Raw genomic sequence first — 24,426 nt, forward strand, 5'->3', positions numbered from 1 at the left:
GCACACGTGTACCCGGGCCGTTACATTTGCAGGCATGACTCTCGGAGTGCCCAGCGTGATGCCGCAGAAGACCGCCAAGATCGGTGATCTGCTGCGCTCCGGCATGCCGAAGTTCTCCTTCGAGATGTTCCCGCCCCGCGACGAGAACGCCGACACCGTCCTGTGGCGCACCATCCGCGCCCTCGAGGGCCTGAGCGCCGACTACGTCTCCGTCACCTACGGCGCGGGCGGCTCGACCAGGCAGAAGACCGTCGAGACCACGGACCGGATCAACTCCGAGACGACCTTGCTGACGATGGCCCACTGCACGGCCGTCAACCACTCGATCGCCGAGCTGCGCAACCTCATCGGCCACTTCGCCAACGTCGGGGTCCGCAACATCCTCGCCGTGCGCGGCGACCCGCCCGGGGACCCGCGCGCCGACTGGGTCCAGCACCCCGAAGGCGTCCTCCACGCCCGCGAGCTCGTCGAACTCATCAAGGAGTCCGGCGACTTCAGCGTGGGCGTCGCGGCCTTCCCCGAAGGCCACCCGCGCGACGCCGACTGGGAGACCGGCGTGCGGTACTTCGTCGAGAAGTGCCGGGCCGGCGCCGACTTCGCGATCACGCAGATCTTCTACGACGTCGAGGACTACCTGCGCCTGCGCGACGCCGTCGCCGCCGCCGGCTGCGACATCCCGATCGTCCCGGGCATCATGCCCGTCACGAACATCAAGCAGATCGAGCGGTTCGCGGTCCTCACCGGCATGACCTTCCCCGAGGCGCTCGCCGAGCGCCTGCGCGCCGTCGAGGACGACCGCGACGCCATCCGCGACATCGGCGTCGAAGTCGCCACCGACATGGGCGCCCGGCTCCTCGCCGAAGGCGCCCCCGGGCTGCACTTCACCACCCTGAACCACTCGCGCTCCACGCGCCGCGTCTGGGAGAACCTTCGCTCCTAGCGCGGCGAGTGTCGGCTACCCGATCGAGGGATTGCGGTCACTCCGCGAACACGTAGAGTGCTCTTCTATGTTCGATGCTGCGAATGCGCGTTTGATGCCGTCTGCTACAACAACATCCATGCGTACCCGCGTGGCCCCCGACTCCCTTGTGGGCAGGGCTATCCTCTCCACCCGGTTCCCTCCCGGCGCCGTCGTCGGCGTCGGACTCTCCGCCAGCCTGCTCATCCCGGTCTGCGTCCTCCTCGGCGGACCGATCATCCTGGTCTCCCTGCCGCTCATCGCGGTCACGGCGCTGGCGGACGCGTCGTACGCGCTCCTGGCGGCGCGCTCGACGAGCCTGTCGCGGCGGGTCCTGGTGTTCGAGCCGCTGGCCGCGCGCCTCTCGGAGGGGGCCTGGCTGCTCGCGCTGTGGTTCCTCGGCGCGCCGGGATGGAGCGTCACGGTCACGGGTGCGCTGTGCTGGATGTACGTCCTCACGCGCAACCGCGCGAGGCAGGTGGGGCTGCGCGAACTCGGCATGATCACCATGGGGGAGCGGTCGGTCCGCGAGATCGTGGTGGCCCTGGGCTTCGGCGCGGCGGGCGTGATCGCCGTCGCGGGCGGCGGCGCGATCGGAGAAGGCGCAGTCGAGCAGTGGATCGGCGGCGCGATCACGATCGCGGTCACCGCGTGGATGCTCTTGGCGGCCCTGGGCCTGCTGCAGCTGGTGATCGTGGTGTCGACGGCGCTGCGCAACGACTGAGCAGGGGCGGGAATGATCCGAGGGGTCGTTGCGTTGTGAGCGGCATGCGCTACGAAGAAATCACCGACGACCAGATCGCCGCGTTCATCGACTCCGACTCGCGGCCGCGCCGGATCCCCGAGGAGACCCGGCGGCTGCGCGACGCCGAGGAGATGCTCGCGCTCAAGGACCCGCTGGGGGCCCTGCAGTTCCTCGCGCCGCTCCTGCGTGACCACCCGGACCACCCGGACGTCATGCTCGTCGCCGCGCGCGCGTACTTCAAGTCCGCGCAGCTGAACAAGGCGCTCGAGCTCTCCGAGAAGATGGTCGAGGCCAACCCGGCGGACTTCTACGCCCGCCGGCTCCTCGGCCGCACGCTGCAGCGGCTCGGCCGTGCCGATGAGGCGCGGGGCCACCTCCGCATGATCGACGAGATCACCGAGTAGCCACCCGGACGCGGGCGGCTTAGCGCGGCCGCCCGCGTTTGATCGAACAACAGGTGTGCCGCAGGTGAACGCAAAGGGCCGCGAACCGTTAGGTTCGCGGCCCTTTCGCTTTGCCGCGCAACGACAGTCCTGTCGGATGGGCGACACTCCGTAGCGATTTGCTGATTTCGGGCGACGATGGGGGTTGGAAATGTCGGACCCCTGTGGTTCCATATTTCTCGAACGCAAGTTCGAACAGGTTTAGGAGGCCCACGTCATGGCAGCTTCTCGACCCGCTGTAACCCGATCCGCCTCGCCCGTGGGAACCCGCGGCGCGAGCGGCCCCCGACTGGTGCAAGCGGGCACCGTGCAGAACTCCCGTCTGCGCATCCCCGCCGACCAACTACCCAACCGGTCCCCGCTCCAGCTCCTCGCCACCGCCCGAGTCGACCTCGACGACGCCGCCGAGCGCACCCGCCCCGGCGAACGCTACGCCGAGGCCCACCTGGCCGCCCTCCGAGTGGCCGTGGCCGTCCTCGCCGTGCGGGCGGGCGACGCCACCGGACGGCGCCGGCCCGGCCGCCCGTCGAGCACCTGGGAGCTGCTGCGCGGCGTCGCCCCGGAGCTGGAGGAGTGGGCGTCGCACTTCGCCCGCACCGCCCGCAAACGGGTCCTCGCGCAGGCCGGCATCCCCGACATCGTCACCCCGGAGGAGGCCGACGCCATCGTCGCCGACGCCCGCCGCTTCCTCGACGTGGTGGTGAGACTGCTCGGCTTCAGTGCGCTTGCGCGCTGAAGGGGGTGCGGAGTAGCGCGCTCGCGCGCCGAAGGAGGTGCGGGGTAGCGCGCTCGCGTGCCGGAGGAGGTGCGAAGTACTGCACTCGCGCGCGGAAGCAGAGGCGCGGTAGCTCGCTGGCGCGCTGACCGTGCGCGCCGCCCGTCCTAGCTTCGCCATGCTCACCGCGGTGACCTGGGTGACGTCGGCCGTGGCGGGCGGCACGGGCGGTTCGCTGCGGTGCGGGCGGTTATACGATTGCTGCTGGCACCGGGTTCTCGAGAGAATGTCATTGGCCCCGGCCCGCGGAGCGGGCCTCGGCGCGGGCGTTCCGGGCGAGCCCCGGGGTCCGAACCGGCTCCGCCGGTCGATCGACCAACCGTTTCCTTCGAGGAGTTTTGAACCCGTGTATCGGACACACCTCGCCGGCACGCTGAGTGCCGCTGACGTCGACCAGCAAGTCACCCTCGCCGGATGGGTGGCGCGTCGCCGCGATCACGGCGGGGTGGAGTTCGTTGACCTGCGCGACGCCTCGGGCGTCGTCCAGGTCGTCTTCCGCGACTCCGAGGCCGCCGAGGCGGCCCAGAAGCTTCGCAACGAGTACTGCGTCTCCGTCACCGGCACCGTCGCGCGCCGCCCCGAAGGCAACGAGAACCCCGAACTGCCCACCGGCGAGATCGAGATCAACGCGACCGTCCTCGAGGTGCTGTCCGAGTCCGCGCCGCTGCCGTTCCAGATCGACGACCACGTGGACGTCTCCGAGGACATCCGCCTGCGCCACCGCTACCTCGACCTGCGCCGCACCGGCCCGAGCCACGCGATCCGCCTGCGCTCCAAGGCGAACCACATCGCCCGCAACCTCCTGGTCGAGGACGGCTACGTCGAGATCGAGACCCCGACGCTGACCCGCTCGACCCCCGAGGGCGCCCGCGACTTCCTCGTGCCCGTGCGCCTCCAGCCCGGCACCTGGTACGCCCTCCCGCAGTCCCCGCAGCTGTTCAAGCAGCTCCTCATGGTCGGCGGCTTCGAGAAGTACTTCCAGATCGCCCGCTGCTACCGCGACGAGGACTTCCGCGCCGACCGCCAGCCCGAGTTCACCCAGCTCGACATCGAGGCCTCCTTCGTCGACCAGGACGACATCATCGACCTGGGCGAGCGCGTCGTCCAGGCCCTCTGGTCCGAGCTGGCCGACCACCAGATCCAGCTGCCGATCCCGCGCATGACCTGGCACGACGCCATGGACCGCTACGGCTCGGACAAGCCCGACCTGCGCTTCGGCCAGGAGCTCGTCGAGCTCACCGACTACCTGCGCGGCACCGAGTTCCGCGTCTTCGCCGGCGCGATCGACGCGGGCGGCTACGTCGGCGCGGTCGTCATGCCCGGCGGCGCCTCGCAGACCCGCAAGGAGCTCGACGGCTGGCAGGACTGGGCCAAGGCGCGCGGCGCCAAGGGCCTCGCCTACATCACCTTCAACGCCGAGACCGGCGAGCCGAAGGGCCCCGTCGCCAAGAACCTCTCCGAGGAGCACCTGGCCGGGCTCGCGGACGCCGTCGGCGCCAAGGCCGGCGACGCCGTGTTCTTCGCGGCCGGCGCCGACCGCCGCGAGGCGCAGGAGCTGCTGGGCGCCGCCCGCCTCGAAGTCGGCAAGCGCACCGGGCTCATCGACCCCGAGGCGTGGGCCTTCTGCTGGGTCATCGACGCCCCCATGTTCGAGCCCACCGAGGACGGCGGCTGGACCGCGATCCACCACCCGTTCACCTCGCCGAACCCGCAGTGGGTCGACAAGTTCGAGACCGACCCCGCCAACGCGCTCACCTACGCGTACGACATCGTCTGCAACGGCAACGAGCTCGGCGGCGGTTCGATCCGTATCCACGACGCCAAGGTCCAGAGCCGCGTCTTCGACGTGCTCGGCCTCTCCCACGAGGAGGCCAAGGAGCAGTTCGGCTTCCTCCTCGAGGGCCTGAAGTACGGCGCGCCGCCGCACGGCGGCATCGCCCTCGGCTGGGACCGCGTCTGCGGCCTCCTCGCTAAGTCCGACTCGATCCGCGACGTCATCGCGTTCCCCAAGTCGGGCGGCGGCATGGACCCGCTGACCTCGGCTCCCACCCGCATCACCCCGGAGCAGCGCGCCGAGGCCGGCATCGACTTCGTGCCGGAGGAGGAAGCGGGTACCGAACAGCTTGCCGGTTAGTCCTACGATGTCGTAGTGGGCGGCCCGGGTCTACGGCCCGGGCCGCCGTTCGTTCGATGCGTGCCCGGTTGCCCCTCAGCCAATTCCGACTGGCAGGAGTCCGTGAAGGCGGCGGCCGTGGTCCGCTGACGGCTGCTATATGTAACATCCGGCCGAAGCAGGAGTAAGAGGAGCGGGTTCGACGTGCAGAGCGGGACCTTGGTGGCGGGTCGCTATCGATTGGACGAGCGGCTTGCCGCAGGCGGCATGGGGGAGGTCTGGAAAGGCACCGACACCAGGCTCGGCCGCACCGTCGCGATTAAGATCCTCCACGCTGGACTGTCCAGTAACGACAAGTTCCGCGCCCGCTTCCAGCTCGAGGCCCGCGCCGTCGCAGCCCTCCAGTCGCCGGGCATCGTCGCGCTCTACGACTACGGCGAAGAGACCAACGACGACGGCGAAGTCTCCTACCTCATCATGGAACTCGTGCGCGGCCGCTCGCTCGCCGACATCCTGCGCGACCGCGGACCGCTCCCGCCCGCCGAGGTCATGCAGATCGTCGCCGCCGCCGCCGACGCCCTCGAGACCGCCCACCGCCACGACATCATCCACCGCGACATCAAGCCCGCCAACCTCCTCGTGGACGAGGAGACGGGCGCGGCCAAGATCGTCGACTTCGGCATCTCCGCCGCCCGCGGCGCCTCCGGCCTCACCGAGACCGGCACCGTCATGGGAACGCTCGCGTACGCCTCTCCCGAGCAGCTCAACGGCGCCGAACTCACCGGCGCCAGCGACCTCTACTCCCTCGGCATCGTCGCCTATGAGGCCCTCATGGGCCGCCCGCCGTTCGTCTCGGACACGCCCGTCGCGGTCATGAACGGCCACATGACCCAGGCCCCGCCCCCGCTCTCCCGCGACATCCCCGCCGGGGTCGCCCAGGTCGTGCTCCAGTCCCTGCAGAAGGACCCGCGCGCCCGCTACACCTCGGCCGCCGAGATGGCCCGCTCTGCCCGGGAAGGCCGCGTCGTCACCGGCGGCATCCCCGTCTCGCCGACGACCCCGCCCGATGGGCAGACCCAGTACTTCGGCTCCGACCAGACAGCGCTGATCGGCGCCGGCGTCGGCGCAGGCGGCAACACCGCCGAGCAGCCGACCGGCGCGATGATGCAGGAAGGCGAGAAGAGCGGGGTCACTCCTTGGCTCATCACGGCGGCAGTCGTCGCGGTGATGGTCATCATCGGGTCGTTGATCTGGTGGAACTACACCAATGGCCGCAACGCCCAGATCAAGGAGCCCACCCCGACGACCTCGGCGGCGGCGACCAGCGAAGAGGCGCCGTCCACCGAAGCTGAGACCAGCGCCGACGACGACGATGACGACGACTCGCACTGGGAGCCTTCCACCGAGGAGGAGACCTCAGAGACACCGAGTGAGACGCCGTCCGAAACGCCGACGACTGAGGAACCGACGACCGAGGAACCGACGTCGGAGGAACCGACGACGGCCGGACCGACCTCCGCGGACCCCACCAATGGAGAGACCTCTGAAGCCGCCGGTGGCGGCGGCGGGGGAGAAGGCTAGGCGCCGGCAAGCGGCCCACGGCGATTCGTGGGTTCTGGGAGTCGTTGCAACACCTTGGTACACAAGGGAATGCGATGGACTTCGAGATCCGTGAGGACCGGTGCAAGCCGCAAGGCGCGATGAAGCTGACTCGTGAGCGGGACGCATACTTTCAGCTCATGGAGCAGGGATATAGCAACACGGCCGCGTGCCGGATCGTCGGTGTCGACCGGCGGACCGGCTCGACATGGCGGTACGGGTCGCACGCGAGCCGGAACCGGAAGGCGCTGCCCGCCGACAGGCGGGCGGCGCCTTCGGTCGCTGTCGTGGCAGGGCCGTCGCGGTACCTGGGCGAGGACGACCGCATCCTGATCGCCGACCGCCGCCGTGAGGGCGCCGCGATCCGCACCGCCCACAAGGCCTTCACCCTCGCCACCGACATCCCTGTGTTCTTCTGCGACCCGGCCAGCCCTTGGCAGCGCGGCTCCAACGAGAACACCAACGGATTGCTCCGCCAGTACTTCCCCAAAGGCACCGACCTGTCCGTCCACAGCGCCAAACACCTCGCCGCGGTCGCCGCCGAACTCAACGGGCGCCCACGCAAAACGCTCGGCTGGGAAACCCCCGCCGAGCGCCTCGCTCAACTCCTCAACACCACCAACTAACAGCAGTGTTGCAACGACCCCCAAAATCCGCCGATCGCCGTGGGCCGCTTCGCGTTCTCAGCCGCCGATCGGCCGGTACCGCACGACCTTGTCCTGGCCGGCGCCGTTCGATGTGGCGACCCACAGCCAGCCGTCCGGGCCGAGTTCGACTGTGCGGATGCGGCCGAGGGTCCCTTCCAGGACCGCGACCGGTTCGCCCGCTTCGCCTCCCGCGACCGGGACCGTCCACAAGCGCTGGCCGCGCAGCGCCGCGACGTACATCGTGTCGCCCACGACCTCCGCGCCCGAAGGCGAGGCCTCGGCCGTGGCCCAGGTGACCAGCGGGTCGACGAACTCCGGTGCGCCGCCGGTGCCTTCGACCTCCGGCCAGCCGTAGTTCGCGCCGGGTTCGGCGTAGTTCAGCTCGTCCCAGGTGTTCTGGCCGAGCTCGGAGAAGTAGAGGCCGCCCTCGGCGTCCCAGGAGAGGCCCTGCACGTTGCGGTTGCCCCAGGTGTACACCAGGGAGCCGGGGATCGGGTTGTCCTCAGGGACCGTGCCGTCCGCGTTGGCGCGCAGGATCTTTCCGCCGAGACTGTCGAGGTCTTGGGCGTTCGCGGTGTCGTTCGCGTCGCCGGTGGTGATGTAGAGCTTGCCGTCCGGACCGAAGGAGAGCCGCCCGCCGTTGTGGTTGAGCGCGGCGGGGATGCCGGTGATGACCGGCTCGGGTTCGAAGCGGTTCAGGGTGAACCGCACGACCCGGTTGTCCTCGGCGGTCGAGAGGTACGCGTACACCCAGCCGTCGGTCGTGAAGGTGGGGGAGATCGCGAGGCCGAGGAGCCCGCGCTCGTCGAACTGGCTGGTACCGCCGACGACGTCGAGGCTGCCGAGGACCACCGGGTCGGCGTCGGTGCCGATGCGCAGCACGTCGCCGGAGTCGCGTTCGGCGACGATCCCCGATCCGTCGGGAAGGAACCCGAGCCCCCACGGGATGGTGAGGCCGGTGGCGACGGTGTCGCCGGTTCGGAAGTCGAAGGCGGGGTCCTGGAGCGCCCCGGGGTCGGGGGCTTCCTGGGCCGAGGCCGTGGCCGTGCCGACGGCCAGGGTCAGGCCCGCGAGGGCCGCGCCGATGGCGGGCAGTCTGCGTCGCATCGCTGGTCCTTGTCTCTCTTGGTGCCGGGTAAGAAAGCGAAGAAAAGCTGATATAGATGAATATCTATGAAATTGCCATCGTAGGCAGGATTTAGCCGAAATGTCCAGACGAGAGGGCCCACCGAAATCGATCGAGAATCGTGACATTGTCACGTTCGCTTATGTCGATGGTTGGAATAAGCTGGCGCCAACCCCTTGTTGGTTATCGGTCACTCAGGCGTCTACCTGTGCGATCGATTCGAGTTGAAGAAGGTTGGACAGTGACGTCTAAACGATTCATCGGAGCCCTCGTCGCCGTTGCGGCCGTGACGGTTCCGGCATCAGCGGCGATCGCCGCCCCGGCCGACGGGCCGCTGCTCTGGTACCAGTTCGACGAGACGAGCGGGAGCGTCGTCGCCGACGCCTCCGGCCACGGCCGCGACGGCGTCCTCGTCGGCGGCACCTGGAACGACGGCCTCGATCTCGACGGCGTGGACGACTACGTCGACATGCCCGACAACCTCCTGGCCGGCCTCGACGCGGTCACCGTGACCGCAGAGGTGTACATCGAGCCCGAGCAGGCGAGCCCGTACTTCATCTACGGCCTCGGCAACTCCAGCGGCGATTGGGGCGACGGCTACCTCTTCACCACCGGCAACGGCTACCGGACCTCGATCTCCACCTGCCACTGGGCCTGCGAGCAGAACGCCTCGACCGGCCAGAACCTCGCGCGCGGCACCTGGAACCACCTGGCCTACACCCTCGCCGGCGGCACCGCCGTCCTCTACCTCAACGGCCAGGAAGTGGCCCGCAACGAGGGGGTCACCATCAAGCCCGGCGACATCGGCGCCGGCGTGACCACCGCCAACTACCTCGGCCGCTCCCTCTACAGCGGCGACCGCTACCTCAACGGCAAGTTCGCCGACTTCCGCATCTACGACGGCGCCCTCACCGGGGCGGAGATCGGCGCGCAGGCCGCCCACATCAGCGCCGAGAAGGCCGCCCAGGACGCCGACGCGATCGACCTCGGCGACACGAGCGCCGTCACCGCCGACCTCGACCTGCCGTCCCGCGGTGCGAACGGCTCCCAGATCACCTGGACCTCAAGCGATCCCGAGGTCATCGGCGCCGACGGGACGGTCACCCGCCCGGACATGGACGCCGCCGACGCGTCCGTCACCCTCACGGCAACCGCCATCCTCGGCTCCGTGCAAGAGCAACGCGACTTCACGGCGACGGTGCTCGCCGAATACGACAACGCGGAAGCGGTCGCCCTCGACGCCGCCGCCATCGCCATCCCGAACCTCGACGACGTCCGCTCGGCGATCCACCTGCCCACCGAAGGCGCCAACGGCTCCCAGATCACCTGGAAGTCCGACAACCGCGCCGTCATCGCCAACGACGGCCTCGTGCACCGCGCCCAGCCCGGCGGCGAGACCTACACCGTCAAGCTCAAGGCCACCGTCCAGCGCGGCGACGCCAAGGAGAAGCTGACCTTCATCGCGACCGTCCCGCCGCTGCCCGCCGAAGCCGACTACACCGGCTACTTCTTCACCTACTTCACCGGCGAGGGCACCCCCACCGGCGAGCAGGTCTACGGCGCGCTCAGCGACGGCAACGACCCGCTCAGCTTCACGGAACTCAACGACGCCCAGCCGATCCTGACCTCCGACCAGGGCGAGCAGGGCGTCCGCGACCCGTTCCTCATCCGCTCGCCCGAAGGGGACCGGTTCTTCCTCATCGCCACCGACCTCAAGATCAACGGCAACGGCGACTGGAACCGGGCCCAGCGCCACGGCAGCCTCTCCATCATGGTGTGGGAGAGCGACGACCTCGTGAACTGGAGCGAAGGCCGACTCGTCGAGGTCTCGCCCGAGAACGCCGGCGCGACCTGGGCGCCCGAGGCCTACTGGGACCCCGAGCAGAACGCGTACGTCGTCTACTGGGCCTCGCCGCTGTTCACCACCGAGGACCACTCCGAGGGCTTCTACCACCGCATGATGTACGCGACGACCCGCGACTTCGTCAACTTCTCCGAAGCGCAGGTCTGGGTCGACCAGGGCTACTCCACGATCGACTCGACCATGATCGAGGACGACGGCGTCTACTACCGCTTCACCAAGGACGAGCGCTCGAACACCGCCTCGACCCCCTGCGGCAAGTTCATCCTCGCCGAGACCGCCGCCTCCCTCGCCGCCGACGAGGAATGGCGGTTCCTCGCCGACTGCATCGGCTCGGGCGCCATCGGCGCCGGCGAAGGCCCGCTCGTCTTCAAGTCCAACACCGAGGACAAGTGGTACCTCTTCATCGACGAGTTCGGCGGACGCGGCTACGTCCCGTTCGAGACCACCGACCTCGCCTCCGGTGAGTGGACCCCGGTCGCCGAGTACGACCTGCCGTCCAGTCCGCGCCACGGCACCGTGCTTCCGATCACTGCCGCTGAGTACGAACGGCTGCAAAAGGCCTGGTAACGATTCGGATCAGGGGCGGCTTCCGTACCTTCGGGTATGGAAGCCGTCCCTTAAGCTCTGAACCGGAACCCCGTTCCCCCGATACTCAGGAGCACCCATGTCTTCCCGTACCGCGACCCGCCTCATCGGCGCATTCGCCATCCCCGCCCTCGGCCTCGGCCTGACCGCCTGCGGCAGCGAAGAGAAGCCCACCGAAGGCGCGACCACCACCGCCGCCGAAGACGGCGGCGCCGCCGCCCTCAGCCCCGGCGAAGCGATCCTCGCCTCCGTCGAGAACCTGAACGCCTCCTCCTACCAGATGGAGGCCTCGATGACCGTCGACGGCGTCGAGTTCATGGCCATGACCGGCGCCTACGAAGGCGAGAGCTCCAAGGCCAGCGCCGACATCTACATGAGCGCCATGATCGAGGCCTCCGGCGAGCAGATGAGCGCCGAAGAGCAGGCCATGATGGGCGACATGTTCGGAGACATGCACACCGAGACCGTCGTCGTCGACGACATCATGTACATGCAGCTCTCCGGCGGCATGTTCGACGCCATGGCCGAGAGCTACGGCGAGGACGCCTGGTTCACCATGGACCTCACCTCCGAGGACGCGATCGCCGAGGCCTACGCCCAGTACGGCGGCATGGACCTCGCGCAGCAGACCGAGCTCATCCTCACCGGCCTCACCGACGTGAAGGAGACCGGCGACGGCGTCTACACCGGCACGCTCAGCGCCGACTCCGAGGCGCTGGCGGGCCTGAGCGGCGCCGGCCTCGGCGCCGGTTCGGACGCGGGCTCCGACGCGGCCGCGATGATCGAGGGCACCGAGGTGACCGTGACGCTCGACGGCGACGGCCTGCTCAAGTCCATGACCATGGCGATGCCCGAGATCGAGGGCATGACCATGGAGATGACCAGCGAGATCACCGAGATCGGCGGGTCGTACGACATCAAGGCCCCCGAGTCGACCAACCTGCACGACTTCGAGGAGTTCACCTCCTCCATGGGCGGCATGTAGTCTCCGCAGGCTCTAAGGCCGCCGCACCGGGCTCCGGTGCGGCGGCCTTCTCGCTTCGGCGGGCTCAGCGTTCGAACCCGTGCGCCGGGCCGTCCACCGACACCGCCACCGGCTGTCCCGCGACCGGAGGCCTGCCCAGCACCCTCGACCGCAGCGACACGCCGCCTTCGAACTCCAGCGTCACCAGCGCATCGTGCCCGAAATACTCTACTTTCGACACAGTTGCGTTTGGCGGCCCGTCGCCGAACCGCAACTGCTCGGGCCGCAGCAGCAGGCGCGCCGGCCCGTCGGGACCCTCGACCGCGACGTCGCCGACCACGGTCTCCGCCACACCCGCGGCCACCTCGCCCTCGAGCCAGACCGCCTCGCCCACGAACGACGCCGTCCACGGATCGACCGGGCACCCGTACACCTCCGCGGGAGGGGCGACCTGCACGATGCGCCCATTGCGCATCACCGCCACCCGGTCCGCCAGGCTCAACGCCTCGTCCTGATCGTGCGTCACCAGCACTGCGGTCGCACCGTCGGCGCGCAGCGCCGCGGCCACTTCGCCGCGCAGCGACTGCCGCAGCCCGGCATCGAGCGCGCTGAACGGCTCGTCGAGCAGGATCAGCTCCGGCCGGGGCGCCATCGCCCGCGCCAACGCCACCCGCTGGCGCTGGCCGCCCGACAGCTCGTGCGGCATCCGCCGCCCGTAGCCGCCGAGACCCACCAGGTCCAGCACCTCGTCCACGCGCCCGGTCCGCCCCGCTCCCCGCAGCCCGTAGGACACGTTGCGGTCCACCGACAGGTGCGGGAACAGCGCACCCTCCTGGGGCACCACGCCGATCCGTCGCGACTGCGGAGGCAGATGCTCGACCCGCCTGCCCGCCACCGTGATAGAGCCCCCGTCGGGCCGCTCGAACCCGGCCACGCACCGCAGCAGCGTGGTCTTCCCGCAGCCGGAAGGCCCCAGGACGGCGGCGATCTCGCCCTCGGCGACCGCGAGGTCCGCGCCGGCGAGGGCGACGGTGCCGCCGAAGGACTTGTGCAGGTCGTCGATGCGCAGCTCACTCATGGCCGGAGCCTCCGATCCTTCTGCTGAGCAACCAGATCGGCACCGCCGAAGCCGCCACGATGAGCGCGGCGTACGGAGCGGCCGCCGAGAAGGCCGCGATGTCGGTATACGTCCACAGGCGGGTCGCCAGGGTCTCGGTCCCGGCCGGGCGCAGCAGCAGCGTCGCCGGGAGCTCCTTCATGGCGGTCAGGAACACCAGCGCCGCGCCGGCGGCGATCCCCGGTGCCGTCAACGGCAGTGTGACCGTCGCGAACCGCTTGGCCGGACCCGCACCCAACGACGCCGCGACCTGCCCCAACTGCGGCGACGCTTGCGCCGCACTGGCCTTGACCGCACCCAGCCCCAAGGGCAGCAGCAGCACCGCGTAGCCGAACACCAGGAGCGGGGCCGACTGGTAGAAGCGCTCGTAGACCCAGTCGACGTTGATCGCCAGGAACACCAGGGACAAGCCGATGACCACGCCCGGCAGCGCGTAACCGAGGTAGATGACGCGTTCGGTGGCGGCCGGGAGCACGCCCCTGTGCCGCGCGACGTAGAGCCCGACGGGGACGACGAGCACCACGACCAGTGCCGCCGCCGCGGCGGCGAGGCTCAGGGAGGTCCATGCAGCGGACCATACTTCGGCCGGATCGGCGGTGGAGACGCCTTCGAGGGTCCAGCGGACGAGGCTCCAGGCGGGGACCCCGAGCGAGAACGCGGTGAGTGCGGCGAGACCGAGGTAGGCGAGCGGGGCGGCGCGTCCGAGCCGGGTCCTGGCCGGCTCGCGCCCGGAGGCGCTCTCGAGCCGGGCACGACTTCCCGGTGCGGTGGCGGCCCACTCCCCGCCGAGGAGGAGCAGGGCCAGCACGGCGAGCGCAGTGGACAGGACCAAGGCGCCCGTGCGGTCGAATCCGAGCCGCCAGGCCGAGTAGATCGCGGTCGTGAACGTCTCGTAGCGCAGGATGGAGACCGCGCCGAAGTCGTGGAACACGTAGAGGGCGCACAGCAGCCCCCCGGCCCCCGCCGCCGGGGCGACCTGGCGCAGCGTCACTTTGAAGAACGTCCGCCACGGACCGTCGCCGAGGATCCGCGCCTGCTCCTCGATTGCCGGGTCGGTGCGGCTGAGCGCCGCGGCGACCGGCAGGTGGACGTACGGGAAGCTGGAGACGGTCAGTACGAGCGCACAGATCCAGAAGCCCGCGGCTTCTGGGAAGGCCGCGCGCCACGCGAACGCGGCGACGTAGGTGGGCACCGCGAGCGGCAGTGCCGCCGCGAGGTTCAACGCCGTCCGAGCGCGCAGGTCGGTCCGTGAGATCAGGTACGCCGTGGCGGTGCCGAGGACGAGGCAGGCGGCCGTCACGGTCGCCGACAGCAGCAGCGTGTTGGCGGTCATCTCGGCCAGGCGCGGGCGGGACAACTGGTCCCGAACCGCTGCGCCCCCCGCTTCGGCGGTGCGCCAGGCGAGGTAGACGAGCGGTACGAGTGCGGCGATGACGGCGGGCAGGCACCACAGCCACGCGGCGGCCCGCCCGGTCCGGCGCAGGAGCGCCGGCAGGCGGGTCGCCGCGCGGCCGCGGCCTTCGAGGTCGGTCATGCGGATGCCGCGTTTCGTGCTACGCGAGCCCGGCTTCCTGGATCATCCGGACCGTGGTCTCGAGGTCGTCCAGGTCGCTCAGGTCGATCGCGGGTCCGGCGAGTTCGGCGAGCGCGGGCTGTCCCGCGGGTCCTGCGACCCCCTCGATGAGCGGGTACTCGAAGGTGGTCTCGGCGAAGTACGTCTGCGCTTCGGCCGCCAGCAGGTACTCGAGCAGCGATGCGACGTTGGGCTTGCGGAGCGAGTCGCCGAGCGCGCCGATACCCGAGACGTTGACGAGTGCGCCGGGGTCGCCGGGGGCGAAGAAGTGCAGCGCCGGTCCGTACTCCTCGACCGGGACGCCGGCTTCGGCGGCCTTCTCGTAGACGTAGTAGTGGTTGACCAGGCCGGCTTCGAGCTCGCCGGCGGCGACGCCTTCGACGATGGGGCCGTTCTTCTCGCGCTGCGGGGCGTCGGCCATGCCTTCGAGCCACGCCGCGGCGGCGTCGTCGCCTTCGGCGACGCGCAGTGCGGTGACGAACGCCTGGAAGGAACCGTTGAGCGGGGCGATGGCGACGCGCTTGTCCCAGGGCTCGGCGGTGAGGTCCAAGACCGAGGCGGGCAGCTCGTCCGCGCTGATCTTCGCGGGGTCGTAGACCATCACGCGGGAGCGGCCGGTCAGGCCGACCCAGGTGCCGTCGGAGGACCGGTACTGCTCGGGCACGAGGCCGAGGAGGGCGGCGTCGAGTTCGCTGAGCAGCCCGGCCTTTGCGACCGCGCCGAGCGCGCCGGCGTCCTGGGACAGGAACAGGTCGGCGGGGCTGCGGTCGCCCTCCTCGAGGATCAGGCCGGCGGCCTCGGCGGTGTCGAAGTACCGGACGTCGACCTCGACGCCGGTCGCGGCGGTGAACTGGTCGAGTAGCGGCTGGATGAGCTCCTCGTTGCGGCCGCTGTAGAGGACGACGGGCCGGTCCTCCGTAGCGGTCTCGTCCGGCTCGTCGTCGGAGCCGCAAGCCGCCAGCGGGGCGGTGAGGGCGGCGGCGCCGAGCAGGGCGAAGCGACGGCGGGTGATCAGGGCAGACATGGCCGGGCCTTTCACGGAAGTGAGCCACACATGTTCGAAATCCAAACAAGCAAGGCAAGCCTAACCTAAATCTTGACGGCAGATTCACGCGACCCCTCGTGACTCGATGACCACTCGCAGATGGCTTACGCTGGTTCGGATATGGACGCTCCAGGTTTGTTCGACGACACACCCCCGCCCGAACCGCAGGCTTCGGGGATTCTGGGCACCGGCTCGGCCTCGGGGGACGAGCCGCTGGCGGTGCGGATGCGTCCGCGCGTGCTCGACGAGCTCGTGGGCCAGGACCACCTCCTCGGCCCCGGTTCGCCGCTGCGCCAGGTGGTGGAGGGCCGCCAGCCGATGTCGGTGATCCTGTGGGGCCCGCCAGGGACGGGCAAGACCACGATCGCCCATCTTGTGGCGCAAGGCGAGCGGCGCTTCCGGGCGATGTCGGCGCTGAACTCCGGGGTGAAGGACGTGCGCGCCGCGATCGACGAGGCCCGCCGCGTCCGCCGCACGGGCGGCCCGCAGACGATCCTGTTCATCGACGAGGTGCACCGATTCACCAAGACGCAGCAGGACTCCCTGCTCGGCGCGGTCGAGGACCGCACGATCACGCTCCTGGCCGCGACCACCGAGAACCCCTACTTCTCAGTGGTCGCCCCGCTCGTGAGCCGCTGCGTGCTCCTCACCCTGCGGGAGCTGGACGCGACCGACATCGGGGAGCTCGTGGACCGCGCCGTCGAGGACGAGCGGGGCCTGAACCGCGCGGTAACCCTGGACAATGAAGCGCGCGACCACCTGGTGCGCACGGCCGCCGGCGACGCCCGCAAGGCGTTGACCGCCTTGGAGGCCGCGGCCTTGACCGTGGCGGGCGAGGGCGGCACCGAGATCACGGTCGCCGTGGTGGAGGCCGCGATCGACACGGCGGCGGTCCGCTACGACCGCGACGGGGACGGCCACTACGACGTTGCGAGCGCGTTCATCAAGAGCCTCCGCGGCTCGGATGTGGACGCCGCGATGCACTACCTGGCGCGGATGATCGTGGCGGGGGAGGACCCGCGGTTCATCGCCCGCCGCCTGGTCGTCTTCGCGTCCGAGGACGTGGGCATGGCGGACCCGACCGCGCTGCTGACCGCCACGGCCGCCGCGACCGCGGTCGAGCGGATCGGCCTGCCGGAGGCCCGGATCAACCTCGCGCAGGCCGTCGCGCACCTCGCGACCGCGCCCAAGTCGAACGCGGTCATCACCGCGATCGACGAGGCCATGCGCGATGTGCGCCAGGGGAAGATCGGCCCGGTCCCGGCGGACCTGCGCGACGCCCACTACGGCGGTGCGAGCAACCTGGGCCACGGCAAGGGATACGTCTACCCGCACGCCGATCCGCGGGGCGTGGTCCCGCAGCGGTACGCGCCCGACGTGGTGGCCGGCCGGGACTACTACCGGCCGACGCGGCACGGGCGCGAGGCCGAGATCGGCGAGCGCCTGGAGAAGCTGCGCCGGATCGTGCGCAGGCCGGCCGATGGTTGAACCGCCGCGCCGCCCCGGGCGCGCGTCGGAGCGCATCGCGGCGGACCTCGAGCGGTCGGGGGCGCGCATCGAGCGGCTGCGCATGACCGTGGCGGTGATCGCGGTCCTGGCGGTGCTCCTGGTCGCGGCGGTGCTGTGGCTGGGACGGGCCTTTTCGGTCGATCCGACGCGCCGGGCGGTGGACGAGCTCGAGGTGCCGGGCTGGGCCGCGGTGAGCGTGCACGACGAGACGTACGGCTCCCGCTGGTGCCTGGGGGAGTGCCGGGTGCGGATGCGCACGTGGACTTCTGAAGGCACAGTGGACGACACGGCGAACGAGTACTGGCAGGCGGTCCTCAACGCGGGCTGGGTCCCCGCCGATCCCGAGCAGTGCGTCGGCGGCCTGGGCGAGGAGGGCTGCTACGTCCGCGACGAGCTGTACCTGGAGCTGTGGGTCGTCCCGGTCGACTGCGGCGACCGCTACGAGCTGTGCGTCGGCGCCGAGGTCACGGCCGTCATCGCGCAGCAGGCGGCCCTGCCGCGCCTCGCCGCCGAACGCGGTGCCGAGTCGGCGGGCTGAGCGTCCCTCGGGGACTGGACTGTGGACCGACGCGCCCCGTTGCGCCGGATGTCCGGTCCCGCAAGGTAAGGTCGACACCGCGTTGCTCTCGTGCGAGAGCCCCCGGTTCGTCTGCGCCGCGCCGCCCCCGTCTCGGCGGGGCCGCTGGCCGCGCGAGGGGGTGCTCGGCGCCGATTGACGGTTCGCAAGCGGCCTCGGCCAGGGTGGGGAGCCGTGGACAAGGCCGAGAGCGACGGGACCACACACTTCATCGCCGGTGTCGGACACCGGGGTATCGCGACAGGGGGAGACCGTGCCTGAGGAGACCTTGGCGGCAGGATGGACCGGGAGCGTCTGGGAGCTGGGGGTCCTGCTCGCGGGGCTCGGCTTCTTCCTCCTGTGCGTGATGCTCGCCTTCCGCCTCATCAACAAGGGCACCGCGACCCTCAATCGCGTCAATAAGACGCTCGACAAGGTCGACCACGAGATCGGCCCGATCCTGCGGAACGTCAACACCACGCTCGACAACGTCAACGGCAACCTCACGCAGGTCGAGGGCGAGCTGGAGAAGGTCGGCGCCATCACCGGGAACGCCGCGCACATCTCCTCCAACGTCGCCAACATCACCAGCCTGGTCGTCTCGGCCGTCGGCTCGCCGCTGATCAAGGCCGCCGCGTTCGGGTTCGGCCTGCGCACCGCCGTGAAGAAGCGCAACCAGGAGGTCGACGAGCAGCAGGTGCGCCGCATGGTCGAGGCCTCCCGCCAGTCCAAGCGCGAGGCCAAGCGGGCCGCGAAGTCCCGCCGGAAGTCCGCCGAATAGCCGTCGCGCGATAATCAGGTTGAGGAGTCACCGTGTTGAAACGGATGATCTGGGTAGGCATCGGCATCGCGGTCGGCGTGATCGTGGTCCGCAAGGTCACGAAGGCGGCGGAGTCGGTCACTCCCGGCGGGGTCGCCGAGCGGGTGAGCGGCGCCGGTGCTGAAATGAAGGAATCGTTCAAAGCGTTCTGGGCGGACGTGTCGGAGGCGAAGCGGGCCAAAGAGGCCGAGCTCTTCGACGCGATCGAGCGCGGCGAGGACATCCAGCCGCTGCTCGACGCCGACGACGAGAACGACCCGGCCGCGCCCGGCCGCCTGTACTAGACCCTTGAAGGAGGTGCCCCATGGAGACCGCTGAAATCCAACGCCGGTTTCTGAAGTTCTTCGAGTCCAACGGCCATACGGTGGTCCCCAGCGCACCGCTGCCCGCCTTCGAGGACCCGAACCTGCTGTTCGTGCCCGCGGGCATGGTCCCGTTCGTGCCCTACTTCCTGGGCCAGGCGACCCCCGACTGGAACCGCGCCACGTCGGTGCAGAAGTGCATCCGCACGCCCGACATCGACGAGGTCGGCAAGACCTCCCGCCACGGCACGTTCTTCCAGATGAACGGCAACTTCTCCTTCGGGGACTACTTCAAGGAGCAGGCGATCCGCTTCGCCTGGGACCTCACCACCGGCTCTCTCGAGTCGGGCGGCCTCGGCCTCGACGGCGACAAGATCTGGGCCACGGTCTACCTCGACGACGACGAGGCGATCGACATCTGGCACAAGCAGATCGGGCTCCCGCTCGACCGCATCGTGCGCCGCGGCCAGGCCGACAACATGTGGTCGATGGGCATCCCCGGGCCGTGCGGCCCCTGCTCGGAGCTGTACTACGACCGCGGCCCCGACTACGGGCCCGAGGGCGGCCCGGAGGTCGACGAGGACCGGTACCTCGAGTTCTGGAACCTCGTGTTCATGCAGAACATCCGCGGCGGCGGCCCCGCCAAGGAGGGCTACGAGATCACCGGCGACCTGCCGAAGAAGAACATCGACACCGGCATGGGCATGGAGCGCATGGCGGCGCTCCTCCAGGGCGTCGACAACATGTACGAGACCGACCAGGTCCGGCCGATCATCGACAAGGCCTCGGAGCTGACGGGCAAGCGCTACGGCGTCTCGACCTCGCACACCGCCTCCGAGTCCCACCCGGACGACATCCGCTTCCGCGTCATCGGCGACCACGTGCGCTCCTCGCTGATGCTCATCGGCGACGGCGTCGTGCCCTCCAACGAGGGCCGCGGCTACGTGCTGCGCCGCCTCATGCGCCGCGCGATCCGCGCCGTGCGCCTCCTCGGCTACGACAAGCCCGCCATGCCCGAGCTGCTGCCGGTCGCCATGGAGCGCATGTCCGCCGCGTACCCCGAGCTGCGCACCGACTTCGAGCGGATCTCGTCCTACGCGTACGGCGAAGAAGAGGCGTTCCTCAAGACCCTCAAGCACGGCACCACGATCCTCGACACCGCCGTCACCGAGACCAAGTCCGAAGGCGGCAAGACCCTCTCCGGCTCCAAGGCGTTCGAGCTGCACGACACGTACGGCTTCCCGATCGACCTGACCCTGGAGATGGCCGAGGAGCAGGGCCTCTCGGTCGACCAGGAGGGCTTCCGCCAGCTCATGGCCGAGCAGCGCCAGCGCGCGAAGGCGGACGCGGCGGCCCGCAAGACCGGCCACGCGGACCTGTCCGCGTACTGGCAGCTCCTCCAGGAGCAGGGCCCCACCGACTGGAAGGCCTACGAGACGCTCGACACCGAGTCGCGCGTGATCGGCCTGCTCAAGGACGGCCAGCCGATCCCGCTCGCGAAGGCCGGGGACATCGTCGAGGTCGTGCTCGACCGGACCCCGTTCTACGCCGAGTCCGGCGGCCAGCACGCCGACGCCGGCAAGCTCGTCGGCCCGAGCCTGTTCGCCGAGGTGCTCGACGTGCAGCGCCCGGTCAAGAAGCTCGTGGTCCACAAGGTCCGCGTGCTCGAAGGCGAGCTCGTCATCGACGACAAGGTCGAGGCCTCGGTCGACCCGGAGTGGCGCCTCGGCGCCCGCCAGGCGCACTCGGGCACGCACGTGGTCCACGCGGCCCTGCGCGAGGTGCTCGGCCCGACCGCGCTCCAGTCCGGCTCGTTCAACCGCCCCGGCTATCTGCGGCTCGACTTCTCGTGGCGCGCGAAGCTCTCCGACGAGACGAAGAGCGAGATCGAAGAGGTCTCCAACCGCGCGGTCCGCGACGACCTGCCGGTCGCCGTCCAGTACATGACGCTCCCGGAGGCCAAGGACTTCGGCGCGGTCGCCCTGTTCGGCGAGACCTACGACGAGACCGTGCGCGTCGTCGAGATCGGCGGCCCCTGGTCACGCGAGCTCTGCGGCGGCACGCACGTGTCCCGCTCGGCCCAGATCGGCCCGCTCGTCCTCACCGGCGAGTCCTCGGTCGGCTCCGGCCAGCGCCGCGTCGAGGCCGCCACCGGCATGGAGGCCTACAAGTACCTCGCCCGCGAACGCGACCTCGTCACGCAGATCGCCGAGGAGATCGGCGCCCAGCGCGGCGACGTGCTCGAGCGGGTGCGCGCGATCCTGCAGCGCACCAAGGACGCCGAGCGCGAGCTCGCGAACCTGCAGGCGAAGGCCGTCTCCGGCCGCGCCGCCGAGTTCGCGGCCGCCGCGAAGCAGGTCGGGGCGGTCAAGGTCGCGGCCGTGCAGGCGCCCGAGGGCACCAAGGGCGGCGATGTGCGGGGCCTCGCGATGCAGATCCGCGGGCACCTGCCCGAGGACCAGCCCGGTGTCGCCGCGGTCGTCGCGACCGCCGGCGGCAAGGCCAGCATCGTCGTCGCGGCCAACAAGGCCGCGCAGGCGCAGCACGTCTCCGCGCAGGCGCTCGTGAAGGCCGCGCTGTCCGGCAAGGGCGGCGGCAACGACGAGGTCGCCCAGGGCGGCGGCGTCCCGGCCGACCAGGCCGCGCAGCTGCTCGCCGCCGTCACCGGCGCGATCACGGCCTAGATGGAAGACGCAGCGTCCGGCCCCGCATCCACCGAGTGGGTGCGGGGCCGCCGTCTCGGCATCGATCTGGGCAAAGCGCGCGTCGGGATCGCCGTGTGCGATCCGGACGGGCTCCTCGCCACTCCCGTCGCGACCGTTCGTCGCGACCTCAAAACCGCTGGTGAGGACATTCCGAGCGATATCCGGGAAATCGCCGAAACGGCCCGCGAGTACGAGGTTGTCGAAATCGTCGTCGGCCTACCCGTTACTCTTTCGGGTGAAGAGGGGCCGGCCGCCGCCCACACCCGAGCCTGGGTGCAGCGGTTCGCCGAGCACGTCTCACCCGTACCGGTGACCCTGACCGATGAGCGCATGACCACCGCCGTCGCGACACGCAAGATGAACGAAGGCGGCGTGCGCGGCAGGCGGAAGCGCTCCATCGTCGACCAGGCGGCCGCGGTGGAGATCCTTCAGCAATGGTTGGACCAGCGGCGGAGGTAGAGAACAGGATGCTCGGCGATTTCCGGACCGAGGACGAGCGGACGGATGCTCCCAGGAGCCACCGCCGCAAGGACTCCGGCAAGTCCCTGATCGCGATGACCCTGGTCGTGGCCCTGTTCGCCATCATCGGCGTGGGCGGTTGGTGGGCGTACAACAACGTCATCAAGGACTACTTCATCGCCGACGACTTCTCCGGTGACGGCAACGGCACCGAGGTCACCGTGACCGTCGAGGAGGGCTGGTTCGTCTCCGACATCGCCAACCACCTCGAAGAGGAAGGCGTCGTCGCCTCCGCTAAGGCGTTCCTGAACGCCTCCGAGGAGAACAACGACGCCGGCACCGGGATCCAGCCGGGCACCTACACGATGCAGGCCGAGATGTCGGCCGCTTCGGCGCTGGACTTCCTCCTCAACGAGGAGAACCGCATGACCAACGCGGTGACCATCCCCGAGGGCTTCCGCATCTTCGAGGTCTTCAAGACCCTCTCCGACCACACCGGCGTCCCGATCGAGGAGTTCGAGGCACTGGCCGACGACCCGGAGGCCCTGGGCGTCGACCCGCTCTGGTTCGAGGGCTTCGGCGACCGGCAGGAGAAGTCCGTTGAGGGCTTCCTGTTCCCGTCGACGTACGAGTTCGACGAGAAGTGGACCGCCGAGGACATGCTCAAGGCCATGATCGAGCGGTTCAACGCCGAGATCGAGGAGATCGGCTTCCTCGAGGACATCCAGAACATCTCGGACCCCGACCCCGACTTCGACCCGAGCTCCCTCTCCGAGCAGCAGTTCAACCCGCCGACGAACGGCGAGTTCAAGATCTACCCGTGGATGGCGCTGCAGATCGCCTCGATCGTCCAGTCCGAGTCCGGCATCGCCGAGGACGACGCGAGGATCGCCCGGGTCATGTACAACAAGCTCTACCTCAGCTGGATCGACCACGGGCAGACCAACTGCAACTGCTTCGAGTCCGAGGCCATCTGGAACTACGGCCGCCTCTACAACGGCGAGGAGGCCATCACCTCGCACGCCGACATCAACTGGTACGAGGTCATGCGCGACCCCGACAACCCGTGGGCGGCCAGCGCGCAGGAGAACGCCGGCTACATGCCGACGCCGATCTCGAACCCCGGCGCCGCCGTGCTCGAAGCCGCCGCCAACCCCGTCGACGGCGACTGGCTCTTCTTCGTGACCGCGTACGAGGACGGCCGGGCCCTGTTCGCGCACGACCACGACGACCACGAGGCCAACACCGTGATCGCCCAAGAGAACGGGATGGCCTGATGCGCGCGGCCGTCCTCGGCAAGCCCATCGAGCACTCGCTCTCCCCGGTCATCCACAACGCCGGGTACGTCGCGGCCGGGCTGCACGACTGGACCTACACGCGGCACGAATGCGACGAGCCCGCGCTCGCCCGCTTCGTCGACTCGCTCGACGAGACCTGGGCCGGGCTCTCGCTCACCATGCCGCTCAAGGAGATCGCGCTCACCGTCGCCGACGAGGCGACGCCGGTCGCGGAGGCGATCGGCGCGGCCAACACGCTCGTGCTGCGCGGCGGGCGCCGCCTCGCCGACAACACCGACGCGCCCGGGATCGTGGACGCCCTGGCCGAGGTCGGCCTGACCGCGGCCGAGGAGGTCGCGATCCTCGGCGCCGGCGGTTCGGCGCGCGCCGCGCTCGCCGCGGCCCAGGCGCTCGGCTCGAGCGCCGTCAAGGTCTACGCCCGTCGCCGCGAGGCGATCGCCGAGCTCGAACCGGTCGCCTCGGCGCTCGGGCTGAGGCTCGAGGCCCGAGGCTGGGAGCAGGCGGCCGAGGTCGGCACCGCCGACCTGGTCATCGCGACCGTGCCGAAGGGCGTCACGGACGGCATCCGTCCCATCTGGAAGCCCGGCGCGGTCCTGTTCGACATCCTCTACGACCCGTGGCCGACCGCGCTCGCCGCCGACGCCGAGCAGCAGGGCGTGCAGGTCCTCGACGGGCTCGCATTGCTGCTCGCCCAGGCGGTGCGGCAGTGGACGCAGTTCACCGGCCTGGACGAGGCGCCGGTCACGGCGATGCGCGAGGCGCTGTACGGAGCGGTACCGTCGAGAAAGCACGCATGACCCGCATCCCCCGGAGTTGAATCGAGGCGGCATGGAGCACACCTTCATCTACGACGGCGACTGCGCGTTCTGCTCCCAGTCCGCCCGGTTCCTGGAGCGGCGCGTCCGCACCGCCGCGAAGGTCGTCCCGTGGCAGTGGGCCGACCTCGAATCGCTCGGTGTCACCCAGGAAGAGGCCGAGGCGGCCGTGATCTGGGTCGAGCCGGGCCTCAAGCAGGCCGGGCCGGACGCGATCGCGGTGCTGCTGCGTCGCGCCCAGTGGTACTGGAAGCCGGCCGGCTGGGCGCTCTCGCTCAAGCCCGCCTCGTGGCTCATGTGGCCGCTGTACCGGCTCATCTCCCGCAACCGCCACAAGCTGCCCGGCGGCACCGCCGCGTGCTCGCTGCCGCAGGCCGAGCGGGACCGCCTCGCCGGAGCCTGATGCCT

At 70.1% G+C, this 24,426-nt stretch carries 21 protein-coding genes and 1 pseudogene; 18 read left to right on the forward strand and 4 right to left on the reverse strand.

The genetic code is table 11. The annotated features are described in order from the left end of the window. The first annotated feature begins 34 nt into the window (after positions 1-34). The 7 genes and pseudogenes from metF to AB0K52_RS13970 form a co-directional block, all read left to right on the forward strand. The gene (gene metF, locus AB0K52_RS13940) at positions 35-940 is read left to right on the forward strand and encodes a methylenetetrahydrofolate reductase [NAD(P)H] (RefSeq protein WP_243901419.1); all 906 of its coding nucleotides are present in this window, start codon (positions 35-37) and stop codon (positions 938-940) included. A 118-nt stretch (positions 941-1,058) separates the two neighbouring features. Then, the gene (locus AB0K52_RS13945; protein WP_363531079.1) at positions 1,059-1,682 is read left to right on the forward strand and encodes a hypothetical protein; all 624 of its coding nucleotides are present in this window, start codon (positions 1,059-1,061) and stop codon (positions 1,680-1,682) included. A 44-nt stretch (positions 1,683-1,726) separates the two neighbouring features. Continuing rightward, complete coding sequence (locus tag AB0K52_RS13950; RefSeq protein WP_363531082.1) at positions 1,727-2,107, forward strand: tetratricopeptide repeat protein; 381 nt, start codon at positions 1,727-1,729, stop codon at positions 2,105-2,107. Positions 2,108-2,453: 346 nt separating this feature from the next. Then, positions 2,454-2,882, forward strand: a complete 429-nt coding sequence (locus AB0K52_RS13955; protein WP_208498367.1) for an SAV_6107 family HEPN domain-containing protein — start codon at positions 2,454-2,456, stop codon at positions 2,880-2,882. A 385-nt stretch (positions 2,883-3,267) separates the two neighbouring features. Beyond that, entirely contained in the window at positions 3,268-5,055 is a 1,788-nt protein-coding gene (gene aspS, locus AB0K52_RS13960) for an aspartate--tRNA ligase (protein ID WP_363531085.1), read from the forward strand. A 183-nt stretch (positions 5,056-5,238) separates the two neighbouring features. Next, positions 5,239-6,615, forward strand: a complete 1,377-nt coding sequence (locus AB0K52_RS13965) for a serine/threonine-protein kinase (protein WP_363531088.1) — start codon at positions 5,239-5,241, stop codon at positions 6,613-6,615. A gap of 389 nt (positions 6,616-7,004) precedes the next feature. Then, a pseudogene (locus tag AB0K52_RS13970) lies at positions 7,005-7,259 on the forward strand (IS30 family transposase); the annotation flags it as partial. 57 nt (positions 7,260-7,316) lie between these two features. Here AB0K52_RS13970 and AB0K52_RS13975 read toward each other — a convergent pair. Continuing rightward, the gene (locus AB0K52_RS13975; RefSeq protein WP_363531091.1) at positions 7,317-8,387 is read right to left on the reverse strand and encodes a PQQ-dependent sugar dehydrogenase; all 1,071 of its coding nucleotides are present in this window, start codon (positions 8,385-8,387) and stop codon (positions 7,317-7,319) included. 260 nt (positions 8,388-8,647) lie between these two features. Between AB0K52_RS13975 and AB0K52_RS13980 the strand changes: the two genes are divergently transcribed. Together AB0K52_RS13980 and AB0K52_RS13985 are read left to right on the forward strand one after the other, a co-directional pair. Further along, a complete protein-coding gene (locus tag AB0K52_RS13980) occupies positions 8,648-10,837 on the forward strand; it encodes an immunoglobulin-like domain-containing protein (RefSeq protein WP_363531094.1) in 2,190 nt (729 codons plus the stop codon). Positions 10,838-10,934: 97 nt separating this feature from the next. Then, the gene (locus AB0K52_RS13985; RefSeq protein ID WP_363531097.1) at positions 10,935-11,840 is read left to right on the forward strand and encodes a hypothetical protein; all 906 of its coding nucleotides are present in this window, start codon (positions 10,935-10,937) and stop codon (positions 11,838-11,840) included. 64 nt (positions 11,841-11,904) lie between these two features. Here the strand turns inward: AB0K52_RS13985 and AB0K52_RS13990 are convergent, their stop codons facing one another. The 3 genes from AB0K52_RS13990 to AB0K52_RS14000 are packed head-to-tail and all read right to left on the reverse strand — an operon-like array spanning position 11,905 to position 15,533. Continuing rightward, positions 11,905-12,897, reverse strand: a complete 993-nt coding sequence (locus tag AB0K52_RS13990; protein ID WP_363531099.1) for an ABC transporter ATP-binding protein — start codon at positions 12,895-12,897, stop codon at positions 11,905-11,907. Continuing rightward, positions 12,890-14,470 carry an iron ABC transporter permease gene (locus AB0K52_RS13995; protein WP_363531102.1) on the reverse strand — a complete coding sequence of 527 codons (1,581 nt, stop codon included), beginning with the start codon at positions 14,468-14,470 and terminating at the stop codon, positions 12,890-12,892. Before AB0K52_RS13995 ends, AB0K52_RS13990 begins: the two co-directional genes overlap by 8 nt. Before the next feature lie 19 nt (positions 14,471-14,489). Continuing rightward, positions 14,490-15,533 carry an iron ABC transporter substrate-binding protein gene (locus AB0K52_RS14000; protein WP_363531105.1) on the reverse strand — a complete coding sequence of 348 codons (1,044 nt, stop codon included), beginning with the start codon at positions 15,531-15,533 and terminating at the stop codon, positions 14,490-14,492. Between the two features lie 141 nt (positions 15,534-15,674). On the opposite strand from AB0K52_RS14000, the gene AB0K52_RS14005 reads away from it, so the two are divergent. The 9 genes from AB0K52_RS14005 (at position 15,675) to AB0K52_RS14045 (ending at position 24,421) form a co-directional block, all read left to right on the forward strand. Further along, a complete protein-coding gene (locus tag AB0K52_RS14005; protein ID WP_363531107.1) occupies positions 15,675-17,042 on the forward strand; it encodes a replication-associated recombination protein A in 1,368 nt (455 codons plus the stop codon). Then, complete coding sequence (locus AB0K52_RS14010) at positions 17,035-17,601, forward strand: hypothetical protein (RefSeq protein ID WP_363531110.1); 567 nt, start codon at positions 17,035-17,037, stop codon at positions 17,599-17,601. Before AB0K52_RS14005 ends, AB0K52_RS14010 begins: the two co-directional genes overlap by 8 nt. A gap of 292 nt (positions 17,602-17,893) precedes the next feature. Then, the gene (locus tag AB0K52_RS14015) at positions 17,894-18,400 is read left to right on the forward strand and encodes a DUF948 domain-containing protein (protein ID WP_363531113.1); all 507 of its coding nucleotides are present in this window, start codon (positions 17,894-17,896) and stop codon (positions 18,398-18,400) included. Between the two features lie 32 nt (positions 18,401-18,432). Then, entirely contained in the window at positions 18,433-18,723 is a 291-nt protein-coding gene (locus tag AB0K52_RS14020; RefSeq protein ID WP_363531116.1) for a hypothetical protein, read from the forward strand. A gap of 20 nt (positions 18,724-18,743) precedes the next feature. After that, positions 18,744-21,425, forward strand: a complete 2,682-nt coding sequence (alaS, locus tag AB0K52_RS14025; RefSeq protein WP_363531119.1) for an alanine--tRNA ligase — start codon at positions 18,744-18,746, stop codon at positions 21,423-21,425. Next, the gene (gene ruvX, locus AB0K52_RS14030) at positions 21,426-21,905 is read left to right on the forward strand and encodes a Holliday junction resolvase RuvX (RefSeq protein ID WP_363531122.1); all 480 of its coding nucleotides are present in this window, start codon (positions 21,426-21,428) and stop codon (positions 21,903-21,905) included. An 8-nt stretch (positions 21,906-21,913) separates the two neighbouring features. Further along, complete coding sequence (locus AB0K52_RS14035; RefSeq protein WP_363531125.1) at positions 21,914-23,182, forward strand: endolytic transglycosylase MltG; 1,269 nt, start codon at positions 21,914-21,916, stop codon at positions 23,180-23,182. Continuing rightward, positions 23,182-24,000, forward strand: coding sequence for a shikimate dehydrogenase (locus AB0K52_RS14040; RefSeq protein ID WP_363531128.1), 819 nt, complete (start codon positions 23,182-23,184; stop codon positions 23,998-24,000). Before AB0K52_RS14035 ends, AB0K52_RS14040 begins: the two co-directional genes overlap by 1 nt. Positions 24,001-24,031: 31 nt before the next feature. Beyond that, complete coding sequence (locus tag AB0K52_RS14045; protein ID WP_363531130.1) at positions 24,032-24,421, forward strand: DUF393 domain-containing protein; 390 nt, start codon at positions 24,032-24,034, stop codon at positions 24,419-24,421. The last annotated feature ends 5 nt before the right edge of the window (positions 24,422-24,426 follow it).

Origin of the sequence: Glycomyces sp. NPDC049804 (genome assembly GCF_040674615.1) — a bacterium.
GTDB lineage: Bacteria > Actinomycetota > Actinomycetes > Mycobacteriales > Micromonosporaceae > Glycomyces > Glycomyces niveus.